Origin of the sequence: Nitrospirillum amazonense (genome assembly GCF_029594735.1) — a bacterium.
Classification (GTDB): Bacteria; Pseudomonadota; Alphaproteobacteria; order Azospirillales; family Azospirillaceae; genus Nitrospirillum; species Nitrospirillum amazonense.
This window is the reverse complement of the sequence record NZ_JARPAF010000002.1, coordinates 2,616,886-2,636,238: the sequence shown is the minus strand read 5'-3', so window position 1 is coordinate 2,636,238 and position 19,353 is coordinate 2,616,886. Positions and strand designations below refer to the sequence as shown.

Annotated in this window: 14 protein-coding genes; 6 read left to right on the top strand and 8 right to left on the bottom strand. The window is 66.4% G+C overall.

Annotation, left to right across the window (positions count from 1 at the left end):
• Positions 1-52 precede the first annotated feature (52 nt).
• On the top strand, positions 53-1,129 hold the full coding sequence (locus tag P5F91_RS18095; RefSeq protein ID WP_145611183.1) for an alpha/beta fold hydrolase: 1,077 nt from the start codon (positions 53-55) through the stop codon (positions 1,127-1,129).
• Positions 1,130-1,217: 88 nt separating this feature from the next.
• Here the strand turns inward: P5F91_RS18095 and P5F91_RS18090 are convergent, their stop codons facing one another.
• From P5F91_RS18090 to P5F91_RS18080, 3 genes are all read right to left on the bottom strand, one after another.
• Positions 1,218-5,306, bottom strand: coding sequence for a beta strand repeat-containing protein (locus P5F91_RS18090; RefSeq protein ID WP_277907782.1), 4,089 nt, complete (start codon positions 5,304-5,306; stop codon positions 1,218-1,220).
• An 876-nt stretch (positions 5,307-6,182) separates the two neighbouring features.
• Complete coding sequence (gene pip / locus P5F91_RS18085; protein WP_145611184.1) at positions 6,183-7,151, bottom strand: prolyl aminopeptidase; 969 nt, start codon at positions 7,149-7,151, stop codon at positions 6,183-6,185.
• A 13-nt stretch (positions 7,152-7,164) separates the two neighbouring features.
• Positions 7,165-8,160, bottom strand: coding sequence for an outer membrane lipoprotein (locus tag P5F91_RS18080; RefSeq protein WP_277907781.1), 996 nt, complete (start codon positions 8,158-8,160; stop codon positions 7,165-7,167).
• 179 nt (positions 8,161-8,339) lie between these two features.
• Between P5F91_RS18080 and P5F91_RS18075 the strand changes: the two genes are divergently transcribed.
• The gene (locus tag P5F91_RS18075) at positions 8,340-9,704 is read left to right on the top strand and encodes an LLM class flavin-dependent oxidoreductase (protein WP_277907780.1); all 1,365 of its coding nucleotides are present in this window, start codon (positions 8,340-8,342) and stop codon (positions 9,702-9,704) included.
• Here P5F91_RS18075 and P5F91_RS18070 read toward each other — a convergent pair.
• Complete coding sequence (locus P5F91_RS18070) at positions 9,701-10,249, bottom strand: TetR/AcrR family transcriptional regulator (protein WP_277907779.1); 549 nt, start codon at positions 10,247-10,249, stop codon at positions 9,701-9,703. The two genes, P5F91_RS18075 and P5F91_RS18070, sit on opposite strands and share 4 nt — an antisense overlap.
• Positions 10,250-10,441: 192 nt before the next feature.
• Here P5F91_RS18070 and P5F91_RS18065 point away from each other — a divergent pair, with 192 nt between their 5' ends.
• The gene (locus P5F91_RS18065; RefSeq protein WP_145611187.1) at positions 10,442-11,011 is read left to right on the top strand and encodes a hydrolase; all 570 of its coding nucleotides are present in this window, start codon (positions 10,442-10,444) and stop codon (positions 11,009-11,011) included.
• Positions 11,012-11,013: 2 nt separating this feature from the next.
• Here P5F91_RS18065 and P5F91_RS18060 read toward each other — a convergent pair whose 3' ends face one another.
• Positions 11,014-11,172, bottom strand: a complete 159-nt coding sequence (locus P5F91_RS18060; RefSeq protein ID WP_186454780.1) for a hypothetical protein — start codon at positions 11,170-11,172, stop codon at positions 11,014-11,016.
• A gap of 311 nt (positions 11,173-11,483) precedes the next feature.
• Entirely contained in the window at positions 11,484-12,146 is a 663-nt protein-coding gene (locus tag P5F91_RS18055; protein ID WP_145611188.1) for a GntR family transcriptional regulator, read from the bottom strand.
• A 337-nt stretch (positions 12,147-12,483) separates the two neighbouring features.
• Here P5F91_RS18055 and P5F91_RS18050 point away from each other — a divergent pair, with 337 nt between their 5' ends.
• Positions 12,484-14,220, top strand: a complete 1,737-nt coding sequence (locus tag P5F91_RS18050) for a peptide MFS transporter (protein ID WP_186454781.1) — start codon at positions 12,484-12,486, stop codon at positions 14,218-14,220.
• Positions 14,221-14,251: 31 nt separating this feature from the next.
• Positions 14,252-15,469 (top strand): M24 family metallopeptidase, encoded by a 1,218-nt coding sequence (locus P5F91_RS18045; RefSeq protein ID WP_145611190.1) that lies wholly within the window; start codon positions 14,252-14,254, stop codon positions 15,467-15,469.
• 227 nt (positions 15,470-15,696) lie between these two features.
• Here the strand turns inward: P5F91_RS18045 and P5F91_RS18040 are convergent, their stop codons facing one another.
• Positions 15,697-16,743 (bottom strand): 4-hydroxyproline epimerase, encoded by a 1,047-nt coding sequence (locus P5F91_RS18040; protein ID WP_145611191.1) that lies wholly within the window; start codon positions 16,741-16,743, stop codon positions 15,697-15,699.
• A 198-nt stretch (positions 16,744-16,941) separates the two neighbouring features.
• Entirely contained in the window at positions 16,942-17,844 is a 903-nt protein-coding gene (locus tag P5F91_RS18035; protein WP_145611192.1) for a dihydrodipicolinate synthase family protein, read from the bottom strand.
• A 98-nt stretch (positions 17,845-17,942) separates the two neighbouring features.
• Here P5F91_RS18035 and P5F91_RS18030 point away from each other — a divergent pair, with 98 nt between their 5' ends.
• A complete protein-coding gene (locus tag P5F91_RS18030) occupies positions 17,943-19,265 on the top strand; it encodes an NAD(P)/FAD-dependent oxidoreductase (RefSeq protein WP_277907778.1) in 1,323 nt (440 codons plus the stop codon).
• The last annotated feature ends 88 nt before the right edge of the window (positions 19,266-19,353 follow it).

Here is a 19,353-nt window from a genome sequence, read left to right as displayed (position 1 = left end):
AGGTCCCGTGCCGTCTTCGGATGGCACTGGGTTGGCGGCAGAAGGAACATCAATGAAAGCCTGGCTTTCCACCCTGGCCCTCACCGCGGCGCTGGCCCTGGCAGGCGTTGCCGGCGCCGCCGATGGCCCGCCCAGCTATCCCAACCAGATGGAAGGCGATGTGGTGGTCCGCGACTTCGCCCTGACGAATGGCGAGCATCTGGCCAACGCCCGCTTCCATTACACCACCTTGGGCACGCCGCAGCGCGACGCGTCGGGCGCCATCACCAACGGGGTGTTGCTGCTGCACGGCACCACCGGCAGCGGCCGCAACTTCCTGAACGCCAGCCTGGGCGGGGAGCTGTTCGGGCCCGGCCAGCCGCTGGACGCCACCAAGTATTTCATCATCCTGGCCGACGGCATCGGCCACGGCTCCTCCTCCAAGCCGTCGGACGGGCTGAAGGGCCATTTTCCCCACTACGGCTATGTCGACGCGGTGGAAGGCCAGTACCGCATCGTGACCCAGGGCCTGGGCATCAAGCGTCTGAAACTGGTCGCCGGCACCTCCATGGGCGGCATGCAGACCTGGATCTGGGGGGAACGCCATCCGGACCTGATGGACGCGCTGATGCCCATCGCCTCTCAGCCCGTGGCCATTTCCGGCCGCAACATGCTGTGGCGCCAACTGATCATCGAGGCCATCCGCAACGATCCGGACTGGAAGGGCGGCGACTACACGGCCCAGCCGACCGGCTACACCCGCGCACTGCCCATTTTCCAGATCATGGTCAACAACGCCGCGGTCCTGCAGCAGCAGGCCCCCAGCCGGGCGGCGGCCACCACCCTCTATGACCAGTGGGTGGCCGACTACGCCAAGATCGTGGACGCCAACGATTATCTCTACTGGTTCGAATCGTCCTATGACTACGACCCCAGCCCGGAGCTGGAGAAGATCAAGGCCAAGCTGGTGGCGGTGAACTTCGCTGACGACCTGCTGAACCCAGCCGAACTGGGCGTGATGGAGGCGGCCATGAAACGCATCACCAATGGCCGCTACATCCTGATCCCCGCCTCGGACCAGACGCGCGGCCACCAGACCCTGACCCAGGCCAAGGTGTGGAAGGGCGCGTTGGAGGAGTTGCTGAAGTAGGCGCTGCCCTTTCGCGGGTCCGCATGAAAAAAAGAAGCCGGCCGAGGAAACGCCCCGGCCGGCTTTGTGCTGTGCGGGATCGCCGCCGTCAGGTGATGCGGGTGGGGATATAGCCCAGATCAGCGGCCGTGAAGCTGGTGGCGGTGGTGTTTTGCAGCGTCATCAACGTCGACCAGCTGTCGCCGCCGCCGTTGAGGTCGACCTGCAGCAGGGTGTCGCCGCCCGACTGTTTCAGTTGCAGATAGCCGCCGTCGAAGGGGTTGGTGGTGGTGCTCCAGCCTGTCAGCATGCCGGACAGGAAGTCCGTCAGGTTCAGATGGTCCGTGCCGGTCTGGAAGTCTGTGACGGTAATGGACGTACTTGCGCTGAAACCATCGAAGGACGATTTCAGCACCAGGGTATCGGCACCCGATCCCAAGGTGATGGTGTTGTCGGAGGTGCCAGCCCCGGTGCCGAAAAACTTCGTCGGGGTGATAATAACGGTATCGTCGCCCGCACCGGCGTCGATGGTGGCGTGCGCCGCCGCCTCGACGCTGATGGTGTCGTTGCCCGTGCCCCCCACCATGGTGACGGTATCCAGGAAGCGGTCGCCGCTGCCCTTGAAGTAGATGAAGTCGTCGCCCGTGCCGCCATCCATCAGGACGGAGCTGGCCGCGCCGGAATACCGGGAGACAGACAGATAATCATTACCGTCCTGGCCATACAGCTGGTCGTTACCGCCGGCGGAGTCGGCGAGGGTGTCGTTGCCGGTATCGCCGCCGGTGTTGGCGGCGTTGTTGCCGTAGAGGATGTCGTCGCCCGCGCCGCCATCCAGGCTGTCCGAGCCGCTGCCCCCTTCCAGCGTGTCATTGCCCATCCCGCCACTCAGCACGTCGTCTCCGCCCAAGCCCTGGACAAGGTCGCTCCCGCCCCCGCCGGTCAATGTGTCGTTGCCGGCGGTGCCAGTCACGGTTTGATCGGAATTCGATCCGTCGGGTGAGAACTCCAAATCATGATAGGTGAAGGTGCTGGCAGTGGTGTTCTGGAAGGTGATGAGCGTGGTCCAGCCGCTGGCGGCACCGTTCCCGTCGGGATCGATCTGCAGCAGCGTGTCGTTGCCTGCCTGGACCAACTGCAGATAGCCGTTGCCGAAGGGGTTGGACGCGCCGTCCCAGCCGGTAAGAACGTAGGGCAGGTAATTATCCAATACCACCTTGTCGGTGCCGGGTTGGAAGTCGGTGACGGTCAGTGAAACATCGCTGTCCACGCTGGTGCCAGACTGGGTCAGAGCCACGGTGTCGGAGCCCGTCCCCAACGTCAGGGTGGTGGCGCCGACGCCGAAGCCCAGTATGATGGAAACAGTGTCGTTACCGGCGCCGGCATCCACCGTCTTCTGCCCTACCCCTTCCAAGGAGAGGGTATCATCGCCATCGCCGGCATCAATCGTGCCCTGGGCGAGGGCGTTCGCGCTGATGGCGTCGTTACCGCTCCCGCCCAAGATGGTGACGGTTTGACGACCGCTGCCATAGAAGCTGATGGTGTCGTTACCACTGCCGCCGTCCATGAGGATGGTTTCCGTGGCAGTGCTGGTGTACCGGGTCACGGTCAGCGTGTCGTTGCCGTCCTGGCCGTACAGCTGGTCGTTGCCGCCCTGGTCGTCGGTAAGGCGGTCGTCGCCGGTGTCGCCGCCGGTGTTCGCCGCGTTGTTGCCATAAAGGACGTCGTCGCCGCTGCCGCCGTTTAGGACGTCATAGCCGCTGCCACCCTCCAGCGTGTCGTTGCCGAAGCCGCCTGTCAGGATATCGTTGCCAGCCAGACCCTGGATGAGGTCATTTCCCTGGCCGCCTGTCAGGGTATCGCTGCCCGCCGTGCCAACGAGCGTCTGATTGGTCGGAGCCGAGCCGGTCGGGTCGTACATCAGGTCGCTGGTGGTGAAGGTGCTGGCGGTGGTGTTCTGGAAGGTGATCAGGTTGGACCAGCTGTCGCCGCCGCCGTCGAGATCGACCTGCAGCAGACTGTCGCTGCCCGATTGCACCAGCCGCAGGAAGCCGCCCGCGAAGGGATTAGTCGTCCCGTTCCAGCCCGTCAGCATGCCGGACAGGAAGTCCGTCAGGTTCAGATGGTCCGTGCCGGTCTGGAAGTCTGTGATGGTAATGGACGTACTTGCGCTGAAACCATCGAAGGACGATTTCAGCACCAGGGTATCGGCACCCGATCCCAAGGTGATGGTGTTGTCGGAGGTGCCAGCCCCGGTGCCGAAATACTTCGTCGGGGTGATGATGACGGTATCGTCGCCGGCACCGGCGTCGATGGTGGCGTGCGCCGCCGCTTCGACGCTGATGGTGTCGTTGCCGGTGCCTCCTACCATGGTGACGGTATCCAGGAAGCGGTCGCCGCTGCCCTTGAAGTAGATGAAGTCGTCGCCCGTGCCGCCATCCATCAGGACGGAGCTGGCCGCGCCGGAATACCGGGAGACAGACAGATAATCATTACCGTCCTGGCCATACAGCTGGTCGTTACCGCCGGCGGAGTCGGCGAGGGTGTCGTTGTCGGTGTCGCCGCCAGCGTTGGCGGCGTTGTTGCCATAGAGGACGTCATTGCCCGCGCCACCCGTAAGGCTGTCTGAGCCGCCACCCCCTTCCAGTGTGTCGTTGCCGCCGCTGCCACCGCTCAGGGTATCGTTGCCGTTCAGACCCATGATCAGGTCGCTCTGGCTGGTGCCAAAAATAGTATCGGCGTTGGCCGTTCCGGCAATCCAAGGAGCAGGGGTGTAGCCTAGGTCTTGAGCGGTAAAGGTGCTGGCGGTGGTGTTCTGCAAGGTGACAAGTGTGGTCCAGCTGTCGGCGGCTCCGTCGACGTCGATCTGTAACAGGGTATCGTTGCCCGACTGCACCAATTGCAGGAACCCATCGGCGAAGGGGTTGGATACGCCGTCCCAGCCCTTCAGCGTCTGGCCCAGGAAGTGCCCCAGCTTCAGCTGATCGGTGCCCACGGTGAAATCGGTGACAGTGGCGTTCCTGCCGGCATAGTGCCCGTTTGCCTGGGCCAAGGTCAGGGTGTCTGAGCCGGCTCCCAGCGTCACAATGCTGTCCAAGCCCATGTCAACCGTTAGGCTGTCATTGCCAGCCGCGCCGATGGCGGCATTTATCGCGTTTAGAGTGTAGTTGCCGGTGGTCGCGGAGTCGCCCGCGTTGACAACAACGTAATAAGTTCCGGCCTGTGAGGCGGTGAAGGGCAGCACGACGGTGCCGGTGGTGGGGGAGGCCGTGGCGACTTGACGGCCACTGGCATCATAAATGGTCAGAACGCCGGTGCCAGGCGCCATCGTCAATTCCACCGCCAACTGCTGGCCAGTAGTCAGCGTCAACTGGTACCAATCGTGGTCGCCCGCAGTGTCGACGGCACCGGTGACCGCCAGACCCAAGCCGAACCCATGGCTTGTTTGCTCATGGCCGAACATTGCGCTGCCGTTGTCATTGCCCTGGGCGTAACCATGCTGAATCCACTGCGTGATTGCGCCTTCGACGCCTAGGCCCGCCAGAGAGGGATGGCTCAGCAGATAGGCGACCCCATCAAAGGTAACGGTGCGCCCCTCGGTGTGGCCGGTGGTGATGTAATGGGTGGCGCCGGCGTCGGCATTGGCGCCGAAGGCGGCGATGAGGTCGCCGTAGGACGCAATGTAGGCTAGGCCATCGAAGGTGACGGTGCGCCCCTCGATGTGGCCGGTGGTGATGTAATGGGTGGCGCCGGCGTCGGCATTGGCGCCGAAGGCGGCGATGAGGTCGCCGTAGGACGCGATGTAGGCCAAGCCATTGAAGGTGACGGTGCGTCCCTCGATGTGGCCGGTGGTGATGTAATGGGTGATGCCGGCTTGGGTATTGGTGCCGAAAGCGGCGATGAGATCGGCGTAAGACGCAATGTAGGCCAGGCCATCGAAGGTGACGGCGCGTCCCTCCATATGGCCGGTGGTGATGTAATGGATGGCGCCGGCTTCGGCGTTGGCACCATATGCGGCTATAAGGTCGGGGTTGGACGCGATATAAGCCAAGGCGTCGAAGGTTACGGTGCGTCCTTCCACCTGCCCGGAGCTGTTGTAATGCGCTAGTCCGGCCTGGGGGTTCGCGCCAAATGCGGCAATGAGGTCCGAATACGAGGCAATATAGCTCAGCGCTTCAACGTCGCTCCAGGACGATGTCATCAAAACACCTTATGTTAATGTGTTTACTCTCTAGTTCCCGGCCATTTTAAGGTACGTTTGCAAAAATTGTAAGAATTTTACTTGTCGTCTTGCGAATAATTGCCTTGATCGACTCAATCGGAGGTGATCAAAGCCATTTTGCGTAGGTTTGGATAGCTGAGCAGGCGCGCCGCGGTTGATGTCGCGGATGGTATGGCGCAGGTCGGTGCAGGAACTTCAGCTGCGGGTTGGTCCACTTGTGCTGGTGGGTGGGCGTTGGCCTTGGGCCGGACGGTCGTGGCGGAAGACTTCCTCATCGCAGGAAAACTGGGAATGGTATTTTCAAATAGGCATAGTATTTATGTTTTCACATTAATGAATGGAAAGTGACGATGAGACAGAATGCGATGGTATTTCTAAATTGTAGCTGATGAGCGTGCCATCTTCAAAAATTTTTTTGATTAAATCAAATCTGGGAAGGATAATTTTAATTTTGACATAATTGATAAATTATAGCCGTAAGTTGATGCAATCTTTATTGATTGCGCCAGCTGTTGGAAATTGCAGCGAAAGTAGATGTTGCCGTCGATGGGGCTCTCGGTTCAGGCAACGGGTGAATTGGGTTCTCATAGGCGCGCATGAAGTTTTGATGGAAAAGGTGCTGATTGAGTCACGTCAAAGGAGATGAATGAGGTTTATTGTCGCGAGGCGCTTTGCCGCATATGCCGATAGCGATTGGGCAACCGGTTACCTGAACCGGTGCGGCAAGACTGGGCTCACTATTGATGGAGGATTCCGATCATGCGGGGGCGTGACGTGGCATACTCACCGCCACGCTTGCCATGCGCTGGGAATGGCCACTCCCGAGTCGCCGCAGCCGCCGTGCCGCGCCGGGGGTCAGGCCTTCCCGGCGTAGCGGTCGGTGGCGCGGATCAGCTGGTCCAGGATGCCGGGTTCGGCGTGGGCGTGGCCGGCACCCTCGATCAGGTGGAAGTCCGCCTCCGGCCAGGCCTTGTGCAGGGCATAGGCGTAGCGAGCGGGGCAGGGCATGTCGTAGCGGCCGTGGACGATGGTGGCCGGGATGTGGCGGATGCGGCCCACGTCCCGCACCAGCTGGCCCTCGTCCAGCCAGGCGCCGTGCATGAAGTAGTGGTTCTCGATGCGGGCGAAGGCCAGGGCGAAGTGGCCATCCTTGAAGGGGGCGGAATATTCGGGATTGGGCAGCAGGGTGACCGTCTCCCCCTCCCAGATGGTCCAGGCCTTGGCCGCCTCCAGCTTGGCGGCCTCGTCAACGCCCGTCAGGCGCCGGTGATAGGCTGCCATCATGTCGTGGCGCTCCGCCTCCGGGATGGGGGCCTGGAAGCGCTCCCACTTGTCGGGGAACAGCTCCGACGCGCCGAACTGGTAGTACCAGAGCAGCTCCCCCTTGGTCAGGGTGTAGATGCCGCGCAGCACCAGCTCGCTCACCCGCTCCGAATGCGCCTCGGCATAAGCCAGCGCCAGGGTGGAGCCCCAGGAGCCGCCGAACACCTGCCACTTGTCCACACCCACCAGCTCGCGCAGGCGCTCGATATCCGCCACCAGGTGCCAGGTGGTGTTGGCTTCCAGGCAGGCGTGGGGCGTTGACTTGCCGCAGCCGCGCTGGTCGAACAGCAGAATGTCGTAAAGCGCCGGGTCGAACAGGCGGCGCTGGCCGGGGCTGGTGCCGCCGCCAGGGCCGCCGTGCAGGAAGACCACCGGCTTGGCCCCCCGCGTGCCGCAGCGCTCGTAATAAATCACGTGCCCGTCGCCGACATCCAGCATGCCGGTCTCATAGGGCTCGATGGCCGGGTAGAGGGTGCGCAGCGCGGTCGTCGGGGTGGGCATGGGGGCCGTGTCCTTATTGGGGCGCGTCGCCATCGGCGGCGGTGGCAGCCGGGGTCGATTCGGCCTCCGCCGGGATCCAGCCAGTCTTGGGGCCCGTCTGGGGGGCCGTGTCCGGCGGGGGCGTCTGGGGAGGCGGCGCCGGGTTGGCGTCGGCCTTGGGCGTCTCCACCGGGGTGTCCGCCCCGGGTTGGGTGACTGCGGGTTGGGTGACCGGGGGCTGGGTGACTGGGGGTAGGGTAGCGGGGGGCTGGGCAACCGGGGACTGGGCCGGGGCCGTATCCTGCGGGGCGGCGGCGGGCGCCGCGCTGGGCTGGCTCTGCGGTTGGGTTTGTGCCGGTGGGGGTGCCGGTTCGGGCTGCGGCGCCTTGGCGGCGGGGGCGAGTTCCGACGGGACAACGGTGGGCGGGGACGCTGGTGCCACCTCCGGCACCGGGGTCGCGGGCGCGACAGGCGCCGGCGCCACAGGGGCGGGGGCGGCGTGTTTGGTGGGTTTCTCTGGCTTCGCCTCGGCCTTGGGTTCCGGCTTCGGTTCCGGATCGATGTTGACGGTATAGTCGGGAACGATACGCGCCTGATTGCCTGTGATGACCAGCACCTTCTGGCCCAGTGGAATGGGCGTGGGCTCGCGCTGGGTCACCGACAGCAGGTCGCCGTTGGGCTTGCGTACGATGTATTCCCAGCCGGTGGTGTCGCCGGTCATGTGTTCCGCGCTGGTGCCGACGATGGTGCCCACTACGGTGCCGCCCACGGCGCCCAGGGCGCTGTTGGGACCGATCTGCGAGCCCAGGATGCCGCCGGCGGCCCCGCCGGCCACGGCGCCCACGGCGCCGCTGGCGCTGATCGACACCTGGCGGAAGCCGATGATGACGCCCGGCTCGGCCTTGTTGGCCTGCTGTACGGCGGTGGCGTTGTAGGTGTTGGGTGAATAGTCGGCCGCGCAGCCCGCCAGGACGATGGGGGCGAGAAGGGCGACAGCGGCCGTCAGGCCGAACCGGATGGATCGCGACACGGGAGAGCCGTTCCCTGAAACGACCGGGGCGCGGATTACCCCGGATAGGCTGTATGAACAGCCCCGTGTCATAGGAGATCCGCCCCCAGGTGTCACTTGGCAATTTCATGGCGGCAATGTGGTCAACTTGCCATCATGGCGCGCACCGCCCCTGAATGCGTGGAACCGACGGCCCAGCCATGAAGCAAATCCGCCTCAACGCCTTCGACATGAATTGCGTCGGCCACATCCACCAGGGCCTGTGGCGCCACCCGCGCGACCGTTCGACGCAATACACCGAACTGGCCTATTGGATGGACCTGGCGCGCACGCTGGAGCGGGGCCTGTTCGACGGGCTGTTCCTGGCCGATGTGCTGGGCATCTACGACGTCTATCAGGGTGGGCCCGATGCGGCGGTGCGCGAGGCGGTGCAGGTACCTGTGGGTGATCCCCTGCTGCTGATCCCGGCCATGGCGGCGGCGACCACCCACCTGGGCTTCGGCGTCACCGCCAACCTGAGCTACGAGCCGCCCTATACCTTCGCCCGGCGCATGAGCACGCTGGACCACCTGACCGGCGGGCGCGTGGGCTGGAACATCGTCACGGGATATCTCGACAGCGCCGCCCGCGCCCTGGGCCTGGACGGGCAGGCGGCGCATGACGACCGCTATGCCGTGGCCGAGGAATACATGGACGTGGTCTACCGCCTGTGGGAAGGCAGCTGGGCCGACGACGCCGTGCGCCGCGACCGCGAGGGCGGCACTTATGCCGACCCTGCCCGCGTCCGCGCCGTCCGCCACCACGGCCCGCACTTCCGGATGGAGGGCGCGCACCTGTGCGAGCCGTCGCCCCAGCGCACGCCCGTGCTGTTTCAGGCGGGGTCGTCCGAGCGGGGGCGCAAGTTCGCCGCCGCCCACGCTGAATGCGTCTTCGTCAACGGCGGGCCCAAGCCGCACGTCGCCCGCCTGGTGGCCGACCTGCGCGACCTGGCCCGCAGCCTGGGCCGTGATCCTTCAGACTTGAAGGTGTTCGTCGGCGCCACCGTCGTGGTGGCCGAGACCGATGCCCTGGCCCAGGCCAAGCGCGCGGACTATGAGCGCTACGCCAGTGTCGAGGGCGCCTTGGCCCATGCCTCCGCGTCCCTGGGTATCGACTTCGCCGCCAAGGAGTGGGATGAGCCCATTCACGCTGGTCAGAGCCAGGCAGTGACCTCGAACATCGAGAACCAGGCCGCCCGCCGGCCGGACAAGGTGCTGACCCGGCGCGGCCTGGTGGAGGGGTTGAAGCTGGGCGGGCGCCAGGTGCCCATCGTTGGCGGCCCGGCCACCGTGGCGGATGAGCTGACGGCCTGGGTGGAACAGGCAGACGTGGATGGTTTCATCCTGGCGCGCACGGTGACGCCGGAATGCTTCGGCGACTTCGTCGATCTGGTGGTGCCGGAGTTGCAGGGGCGTGGCGCTTACAAGACGGAGTATGCGCCCGGCACGCTGCGCGAAAAGCTGACGGGCCGACGTGCGCGCCTGCCCGCCGCCCACCCCGCCGCCAGTCGGCGCTGGCCGGATTAGCCCAGCGCATCCTTCAGGAACAACCCCGCGGCATGCTCTAGCCCGGCCAGGGCCTCACGCCCATGGGCCAGGTCGGGCTCGTCGCCCAGGGCGGCGGCGCCCTTCATCATTTGCAGCAGGGTCACGGCCATGGCGGCCGCCCGTTCCGGGGGCAGGGCGGGGGACTTGGCGCGCAGGATGGCAGCGATGCCCCGGCGCAGGCCGGCGCGCAAATGCCCCTGCTGCGCCACCATGTCGGGCCGGGCGTCGATCAGGGCGAAGGCGGCGGCGCGCTCCACCTTCAGGCTGGGCAGCACGGCCAGCAGGTTGGCCGCCAGTTCGGCCGGCGACAGGGCGGCGGCGCGCGCCTCCACCGTCGCCAGCAGGGCCATCAGCGCCCCCGCGTATTGCGCCAGCAGGGCATCGGCCAGCACGGCCTTGGTGGGGAAGAACTGGTAGAGCGAGCCGATGGGCGCCCCCGCCCTGGCCGCGATCTCCGTCATCGTGGCGGCGTCATAGCCCTTCTCCGCGAACACGGCGCCGGCGGCGGCCAGCAGGGCGGCCACGCGGGCACGGCCCCGTTCGCGAGTCGGTTTCTTGGGGCCGGCGGGGGGCGTGCCTTCCGGGGATGCGGCAATAGGCGCGGGGCGGTCGGCTGTTGACTTTTGTGAGGGCATTCTCATAAATCTTTTCATGAGGATGCCCTCATATTCCCATTCCCGGCGCCCGCCGTCCATCCCCCGCTTCTGGAGGTTGCCATGAGCTTCAACCTGGATCCCAAGACCACCGCCCTGGTGCTGATCGACCTGCAGCACGGCATCGTCAATCTGCCCCTGGCGCCGCACACGGGGGCCGAGGTGCTGGCCCGGTCCAAGGCGCTGGCCGACCGTTTCCGCGCGGCCGGCGCGCCTGTGGTGCTGGTGCGCGTGGCTTTCGCGCCTGATTTCAGCGACGCGCCGCGTCAGCCCACGGACCAGGCCATGACCGTGCCGCCGGGCGGCTTCCCGGCCAATTGGGCCACGCTGGATGAGGATTTGGTGAAGGCGGGTGACATCATCGTCACCAAGCGGCAGTGGGGCGCCTTCTACGGCACGGATCTGGATCTGCAACTGCGCCGCCGGGGTATCACCACCATCGTGCTGGCCGGCATCGCCACGAATATTGGCGTGGAATCCACGGCGCGCGGCGCCTGGGAACACGGCTACGCCCTGGTGTTCCCGACCGACGCCATGAGCACCTTCACGGCCGAGATGCAGGATTTCGCGCTGAGCACCATCTTCCCGCGCCTGGGTCGCCGAACCACCAGCGACGCCATCACTCTGAGCTGAGGCTAGGCGGCGAAGAGGAAGGTGAAGAGGAGGGGGCAGGTCTCATGGACCAGGGCCCGGATCTCTCCCTCCGTCACGCGATCACGTTCCATCATCAGGCGCACGATGGGTTCGGCCAGCAACTCGTCCAGCGTCGCTTCCTCGATCTCCGGCATCGGCATGGCGGGTCCCCTTCCGTCTCGGTGGAAACTGTATGGGCACAGTAATGATATTGAGAATGATTCGCAAATAGCCTTTTTGCAGCCACCCCTCCGGCATACGCGGGAGGGGTGGGATTACCCTGGCACGAAGGGGCTTTGCGCCGCCGCAGGCAAGCGGTTGCGTGGGCTGTTTTTACGAATCCGCCGGAGTCTTTACCAGTCCGCCAAAGGGCGCCGCGCCTTGCGCCTAAGCCCTAGGCCGCGCCAGGCGGCGGCTACGCCTGGCCTATAAGACGCCTTGACTATCAGTCCCGGCGCCTGAGGAAAGCGACCTAAGCCGCCTCTTGCCCTTCCAGGAACACCACCAGTTCCTCCAGCGCGTGGGTCAGGTGGCCGCGCAGCACCTCCACCGCCTCATCCCCCTTGCCGTCGCGGCACAGGGCCACCAACTGCTCATGCTCATCCATGGAGCGATCGTGGATGGCGGGGGTCATGGACAGGTGCAGCCGGACGTAACGGTCCAGGCTGTCGTGGATGCGCTTCACCATGTCCAGCATCACCGGGCGCTGGGCCGGCTCGTACAATGCCTCATGCAGCTGCCAGTTCAACGCCCCCCAGCGGCTGGCCTCGGCGGCGTGCATCTCCTTCAGCACGGCTTCGGCCTTTTTGATCTGCTTCGCGCTCAGCTGCGGAATGGCGCGGCGCAGCAGGTCGATTTCCAGCAGCAGCCGCACCTCGTAGTATTCGCGCACCTGGGTGGGCGACAGCTGGGCCACGACCGACCCCTTGTAGGGGATGGTGGCCACCAGGCCCTCCGCCTCCAGCTGCTGCAGCGCCTCGCGCACGGGGATGCGGCTGACCCCCAGCTTCTGCGCAATCTCATCCTGGCGCAGCTGGGCGCCCAGCGCGTATTCCCCGGACAGGATCATCTGCCGCAGGGCGTCAACCACCTGGGCCGACAGGGACTTCCGTTCGATCTTGGCGCGTGCGATCATTTGGTGGCTTCTTGACGGGGTGCGGATTGAAAAAGGCGGCCCTGTGATTTGCCTCTGAACATCCTGATATCGGATGTAAAAGCAATTGATTTTCTAAAATACGCTAGACGGTTCGGGGGTGGCGCGCCATGGGCAGTTGGTGCATGGCCCGGTCTAGTTCCCGTTCAGCCTCAAGCGATAGCATTCCCCGCCGTCCGTCCGGATGCCAGAATGGGTGCCGGTGGCGCTATGCTTGACAGTTTGGATATCGTATCCGATACGCTATCGCCCCACCAGGGTGACCCATGGGCATGATACCCTGGCGCATCCATTCGACGATAACGGGGACGGGCAGGGCATGGCGGTGATGGCGGGGGCGGACAGCCCGGTAAGCGGCCCGGCGGTGGCGCCTGAACACCATGATGGCGGCCATCCTCCCGGCCTCTACCTGCTGTTCGCGGTCGAGTTCTGGGAGCGGTTCTCCTATTACGGCCTGCAATCCATCCTGATCTTCTTCCTGCTGTGGCACCTGTCCATGGACAAGGTGTCGGCCTATGCCGAGCTGGGGGCCTTCGGCGTCCTGGTCTATATGTGCCCGGTGGTCGGCGGCTTCATGGCCGACCGCTGGGTGGGTGCCCGCCACGCCGTGCGGGCCGGTGCCGTGCTGCTGATGCTGGGCCACGGCCTGATGGCCTGGCAGCCGGCGCAGACGGTGGAACGGCTGGTGACGCCTGAGGCCACCTACGACCTGAAACGCCCCATCCTTTATCCCGCGGAGGGGGAGGACGGCGCCCGCCAGGTGGTGGTGAACGGCACCGCCCAGGTCATCACCAGCCTGGGCAGCGTCCAGGGCGGTGACTCGGACGCCCGGGTCCTGACCTATGTCGGCCCCGACGGCGCCGCCGTCACCCTGCGGGGACGCCTGGAAAAGACACCGGACGCCGGCGGGCTGAAGCTTTTCTATCTGTCGCTGGCCCTGATCGCCGCCGGCGTGGGCATGCTGAAGCCCAACATTTCCGCCCTGGTCGGCCGGCTGTACGGCCAGCGCCACGCCGCGCGCGACCGCGGCTTCCTGATCTTCTACCTGGGCATCAACGCCGGCGGCCTGATGGGCAGCATCGTCTGCGGCTGGCTGGGCGCCGCGCTGGGCTGGGAATGGGGCTTCGGCGCCGCCGGCATCGGCATGGCCGTGGCGCTGGCCACCTTCTCCCTGGGCCGCCGCCTGTTGCCGCCCGAACTCCCTGCGGCCGAGGGCGGTCCCCGTGCCGCCAGCGGTGGGCCGGGTGGCCTGCTGGCCCTGGCCGGCGGCTTGGCGGTGGCGCTGGGGGCCTGGCTGATCGTCGATCATCCGACGGTGGTGGGCCATGTGCTGGACCTCGCCGCCGTGGCCGGCCTGGCCGCCGTCTTCTGGTTCGCCCGCCGCTGCGATGCGCGCCAGCGCCGCCACCTGGCGCTGCTGCTGCTGCTCATGCTGGTGTCGGTGCTGTACTGGACCCTGTTCTACCAGGGCCCCGCCTCGCTGAACGTCTTCGCCGCCGAATGGACGGACAGGTATATCGGCCCGGTGCTGGTGCCGGCCCCGGTGCTGCAGTTCCCGGACAAGGCCTTCGTCATCCTGCTGGCCCTGCCGCTGGCGGCCCTGTGGCGCTGGCTGGACGGCCATCGCCGCGACCCCGGCCCGGTGACCAAGTTCGGCTTGGGTGTGCTGTTCGTCGGCCTGGGCTTCCTGGCGCTGGCCTTCGGCATCGAGGTGACGCCGGCGGGTCTGCGCGTGGGCGTGGCCTGGTTGCTGTCGCTCTATCTGCTGCAGGAGGTGGGGGAGCTGTGCCTGTCCCCCATCGGCCTGTCCTCCATCACCCGCCTGTCGCCGCCGGCCATCACCAGCCTGCTGGTGGGCCTGTGGTTCCTGTCCACGGCCTATGGTCAGCGCTTGAGCGCGCTGGTGGCCCAGGCCACGGTGGTGGACGGCAGCCTGCCGGCGGCGGTGCAGCTGGCCTCATACCAGGCGGTGTACCTCAAGGCCGGCCTGTGGTCCTGCGCCGCAGCCGTGCTGCTGCTGTTGCTGGTGGTGCCGCTGCGCCGCCTGAATGATTAGTGTATGATCCCAGAGAAGCGGGTTTGAGACCATGACCAAGGGTATTGGGGGGCTGTCGGCCCCGGCGGTGCTGTCGACCTTGAAGTCCCGGCGGGCGGCGGTGCAGCCCATCACGGCGGAGGAATACCGCGCCCGCATCGAGGCGGTGCGGGCCCATATGGCGGCGCGCAAGGTGGACGCCCTGCTGCTGCCGGCGTCCAGCAACCTCCTCTACTTCACCGGCCTGGACTGGCACCCCAGCGAGCGGCTGACAGCGGCCGTGATCCTGAAGGACGGCGACCCCGTTTACGTCTGTCCGGCATTCGAGGAGCCCAAGCTGCGCGGCCATATCACCGTGGGTGATGAAGTGCGCACCTGGCAGGAGGATGAGAGCGCCTACGCCCTGGTGGCGGACCTGGTGCGCGGCCAGTCCGGCGGCAGCGCCACGGTGGCGGTGGACGCCCTGGGCTATGCCGGCGTGTTCTTCGACCTGGCGGCGACACTGCCTCAGGCTACCCTGGTGGACGCCCGCCCCCTGACGGAGGCCTGCCGCCGGGTGAAGTCGGCGCATGAGATCGCCCTGCTGTCCCATGCCAAGGCCCTGACGCTGGAGGTCCACCGCCTGGCCGCCGGCATCCTGCGCCCCGGCATTACCCCGGCGGAGGTGGTGGCCTTCATCGGCCAGGCCCACCGCGCGCTGGGGGCCGACGGCGGCAACACCTTCTGCGCCGTGCAGTTCGGCGAGGCCACGGCCTATCCCCACGGTGCCCCCGGCGACTGGTTCCTGAAGGAGGGCGATCCCGTCCTGATCGACACCGGCTGCGCCATCGAGGGCTACAAGTCCGACATCACCCGCTGCTACACCTTCGGCCACGCCACCCCCGAATACCGCCGGGTGTGGGAGGATGAGCGCGACGCCCAGATGGCGGCCTTCAACGCCGCCCACATCGGCGTCCCGTGCGAGGCGGTGGACATCGCCGCTCGCAGCTTCCTGGAGTCCCGCGGCTACGGCCCCGGCTACCAGGTGCCGGGCTGCCCCCACCGCACCGGCCACGGCGTGGGCCTGGACCTGCATGAGCCCGCCTACATCGTCGGCGGCAACAAGCAGCCGCTGGAGGCCGGCCTGTGCTTCAGCGTGGAGCCCATGCTGTGCCTCTACGGCAAGTTCGGCGTGCGCTTCGAGGACCACGTCTACATGACCGAGGACGGCCCCCGCTGGTTCACCATTCCGCCGACAGACGTCGACAATCCCTTCGGTTTGCATCATTAGGCCGCGCCCTCAGGCGGCGGACGCCGGCAACCGCCAGCTTGCGTTGTCCTCGATTCAGGGGCCCTGGTCCCAAAATCTCCGGCGACCGCAGTCGCGGCCTACGGCATGAGCCTCATCGGCTCATGCCGCTGGGGTGGGGCGTAAAATTGAAGCGCATAAAAGAAGGGCCGATCCGCGAGGACCGGCCCTTGAGGATGTGCCTTGGGAGGAAACCCAGGTCTGACCTCTTAGACCTGGAAGCCACGCCAGAACGGATCCTGGGTGGGGTCGACGTAAATGGTGTTGAGCCCGGTCTGCACCGCCCAGCCCTTGATGGACGGGCGGATGCTGGCGTAATCGCCCAGCGTGCCGGCGCTTTCCACGCGGCCTTCGAACAGGCTGCCGATGATGCTCTCGTGCACGAAGCTCTGGCCGACGCTGAGCTTGCCCTGCGCCGCCAGATGGGCCATGCGGGCCGAGGTGCCCGTGCCGCAAGGGGACCGGTCGATGGCGCGGTCGCCGTAGAAGACGGCGTTGCGGCCGTGGGCGTCCTTGTGCTTGGGCTTGTCCACCCACATCACATGGCTCAGGCCCCGGATGGTGCTGTCCAGCGGATGGACGGGGGTGATCTTCTCCCGCACCAGCTGCCGCACCAGGCCGCTGAAATGGATGATCTTCTGGCTGCCCAGGTCATCGATGCCGGTGTAGGCCCCTTGCGGCTCGATGATGCCGTAGAAGTTGCCGCCGTAGCTGATGTCCAGGGTGAGGGGGCCCAGCTCGGGCACTTCGATGGTGATGCCTCGGCTGTGGAGGAAGCTGTCGATGTTGAACAGCCGCACCCAGGTCACCTTGCCGGCCGTCCTCTCATACTCGACGCCGATCTGGCCGGCGGGCACGTCCAGCACCAGCTTGCCCGGCGTGCGCGGGCGGATCAGGCCGTGTTCCAGCGCGAAGGTCACCATGCCGATGGTGCCGTGGCCGCACATGGGCAGGCAGCCCGAGGTCTCGATGAACAGGATGGAGGCGTCGGCCTCCGGGCTGCAGGGCGGGTAGACGAAGCCGCCCGACATCATGTCGTGGCCACGCGGCTCGAAGCACAGCGCCGTACGGATCCAATCGAAGCGCGACAGGAAGTCCTGGCGCTTCTCGCTCATGGTGGCGCCCACCAGGGGCGGGTGGCCGCCCATGACCAGGCGCACCGGGTTGCCGCAGGTGTGCCCGTCGATGCAGGCGAAGGTCTGGCGGCCCGTGGGCAGAACGGGATCGCCGGTCGGAACGCTGGGGGCGGTGGTCATGGCATCAGGCCTTAAGGCAGAGGACTACTGGGGATACCGACGAAGTTGGAACTGGTTCCCCAGTTCCAACTTCGTTAGCCCGCGACGGCGGGCGCCGGAGCGAGCACTGCAGGGCGCAGCGAGGCAGCCAAGCCAGCGGATGCTGGCGCCGGCGCTTGAGGAAAACGAACAAGCCCCGCCGGCGTTTGAGGGAACTGCTTACAGAACAGGACGGGTCGCCGCCGCCTTCTCGACCATGGCGATCACGTCGGCGCGGGTCTTGCCTTCCAGGATGTAGCGCGGCGGGCGCACGCGCTCGGAACCGCGGCCCATGACCTGCTCGGCCAACTTGATGCTCTGCACCAGGTCGTGGCGGGCGTCCAGGTGCAGCAGCGGCAGGAACCAGCGGTAGATGGCGCGGGCCTTGGCCAGGTCGCCGGCGACAACGGCGTCGTACAGCGCCACCGATTCCTTGGGGAAGGCGTTGGTCAGGCCGGAGATCCAACCCCGGGCACCCAGCAGCAGGCCTTCCAGGGCCACGTCGTCCAGGCCGGCCATCAGCATCATCTTCGTCTCATCGATGGCGTTGGCCAGGTCGGTGAAACGACGGGTGTCGGGGGCCGATTCCTTCAGCGCCACGATGGTCGGGATCTCCGCCAGGCGCTGCAGCAGCGGCACGCTGATGTCCACGCGGTAGGCTGGCGGGTTGTTGTACAGCATGATGGGCAGGGCCGAGGCACCGGCGACGGCGGCGAAGTGGCGGAACAGCTCTTCCTCGGTGGGCACGTACACCATGGCCGGCAGCAGCATCAGGCCGTCGGCGCCGATCTTTTCCGCATCCTTGGCATAGGCGACGGCGCGCGGCGTCGTCAGTTCCGACACGCCGGTGATCACGGGCACGCGGCCGGCGGTCACTTCCTTGGCGGCGGCCAGCACCTGGCGCTTCTCTTCCGGTTCCAGAGAGTTGTTTTCGCCCACGGTGCCCATGATGATCAGGCCGTGCACGCCGTCGCGGATCAGGCCGTCGATCACCCGCTGGGTTTCCGCCAGGTTGATGCTGAGGTCTTCGTTGAACTGCGTGGTCACCGCGGGGAACACACCGCGCCAGTTGGGCAAGGACATCTCTTAAAACCTTTCACGTTTCCGCCATACGCGCTTGTCGGGAAGCGCCGTGACGGATAGTATAATGGGATATTGTATCCAATCAAGGGACTCTGCACATGCCTGTCGCCCATGCCAGCAACCCACCCATGCCGTTCCGGCCAGGATCCGGCACCATCGCGGTGGTGGGCGCCGGCGTGGTGGGTACCGCCACGGCGCTGGTCCTGGTGCGCGATGGGCATGATGTCATCCTGATCGACCGGGATGAACCGGGGCGTGGATGTTCCTACGGTAACGCTGGCCACATCGCCACGGAACAGTTGTTACCCTTGGCCTCCTTTGCCACCTTGCGGCGCGTGCCGGGCCTGCTGCTGAAGTCTGGGGGCCCCTTGGGTATCCGAAAAGGGGCCCTGCCCATCCTGGCGCGCGGCTGGGCCAGGGATTTCCTCGCGGCTTGCCTGCCCCGGGCCCACGCCCACGGCACGGCCGTGTTGTCCGGCCTGATCGAAACCGTCATCCGGGACTGGCGCACCCTGTTGGTGGGAACCGGGGCCGAGGGCCGCTTCCAGACGCGCGGCCATCATAGCGTCTGGGAAAGCGCGGCGCCCGAGGCCGCCATCGCCGCGTCCGCCGCTGCCGCCCGGGACCTGGGCGTGCCCGTCACCCCCTGGGGTCCCAGCCCCGGCGATTGGCCCGACCTTCCCCTTGCCCTGCGGCAGCGTGTCACGGGGGGCATGACCTATACCGGCACCGGCCATGTCAACGACCCCTTCGGCTTGACCCAGGACTTGGCCGCCGCCTTCGTCGCGCGCGGCGGGCGCATTGAGAGGGCTGACATCCAGGGGCTGGAAAGCGGCCAAGGGGGCCAAGGGGTGAATAATAATGCCGGCTGGCGCCTGCGCCATGCCGGTGGTGTCATCGGCGCCGACGCCGTGCTGGTCGCGCTGGGCGTGGACTCCGGATCGCTGCTGGAGCCGCTAGGCTATCGCGTGCCCATGATCGCGGAGCGCGGATACCATGTCGTGGTGCCGGCCGACTCGGGGCCCCATACGCCCATCTTGGACCGCCCCGTAGTGTTCGAGAACCGCACCGTCATCGTGACGCCTATGGCCATGGGCCTGCGCGCCACCAGCTTCACCGATTTCAGCGGGCCGGATGATGCGCCCGATCCCCGCCGCCCGGCGCTGCTGCGCCATCATCTGCGCGAGGTCGGCCTGATGGCACCGGGGGCGGAAAGTTCGGAATGGACCGGCTGCCGCCCCAGCCTGCCCGACTACCTGCCCATGCTGGACGCCAGCCGCCGCCATCCCGGCCTCTACGCCGCCTGCGGCCACCAGCATCTGGGCCTGACCCTTGCGGCCGTGAGCGCGCGGCGCATGGCCGACATTGTCGCCGGCCGAGCGCTGCCCGATCCGGCCATGGCGCTGGACCGCTTTTCCTGAAGGTCGTCCCTTTGGCGGGACCTACTTCCGTCCTAAGACCGGAGGCGTAGTTCTCTATGATGCAGTATCGTATACAGTATCCCAAAAT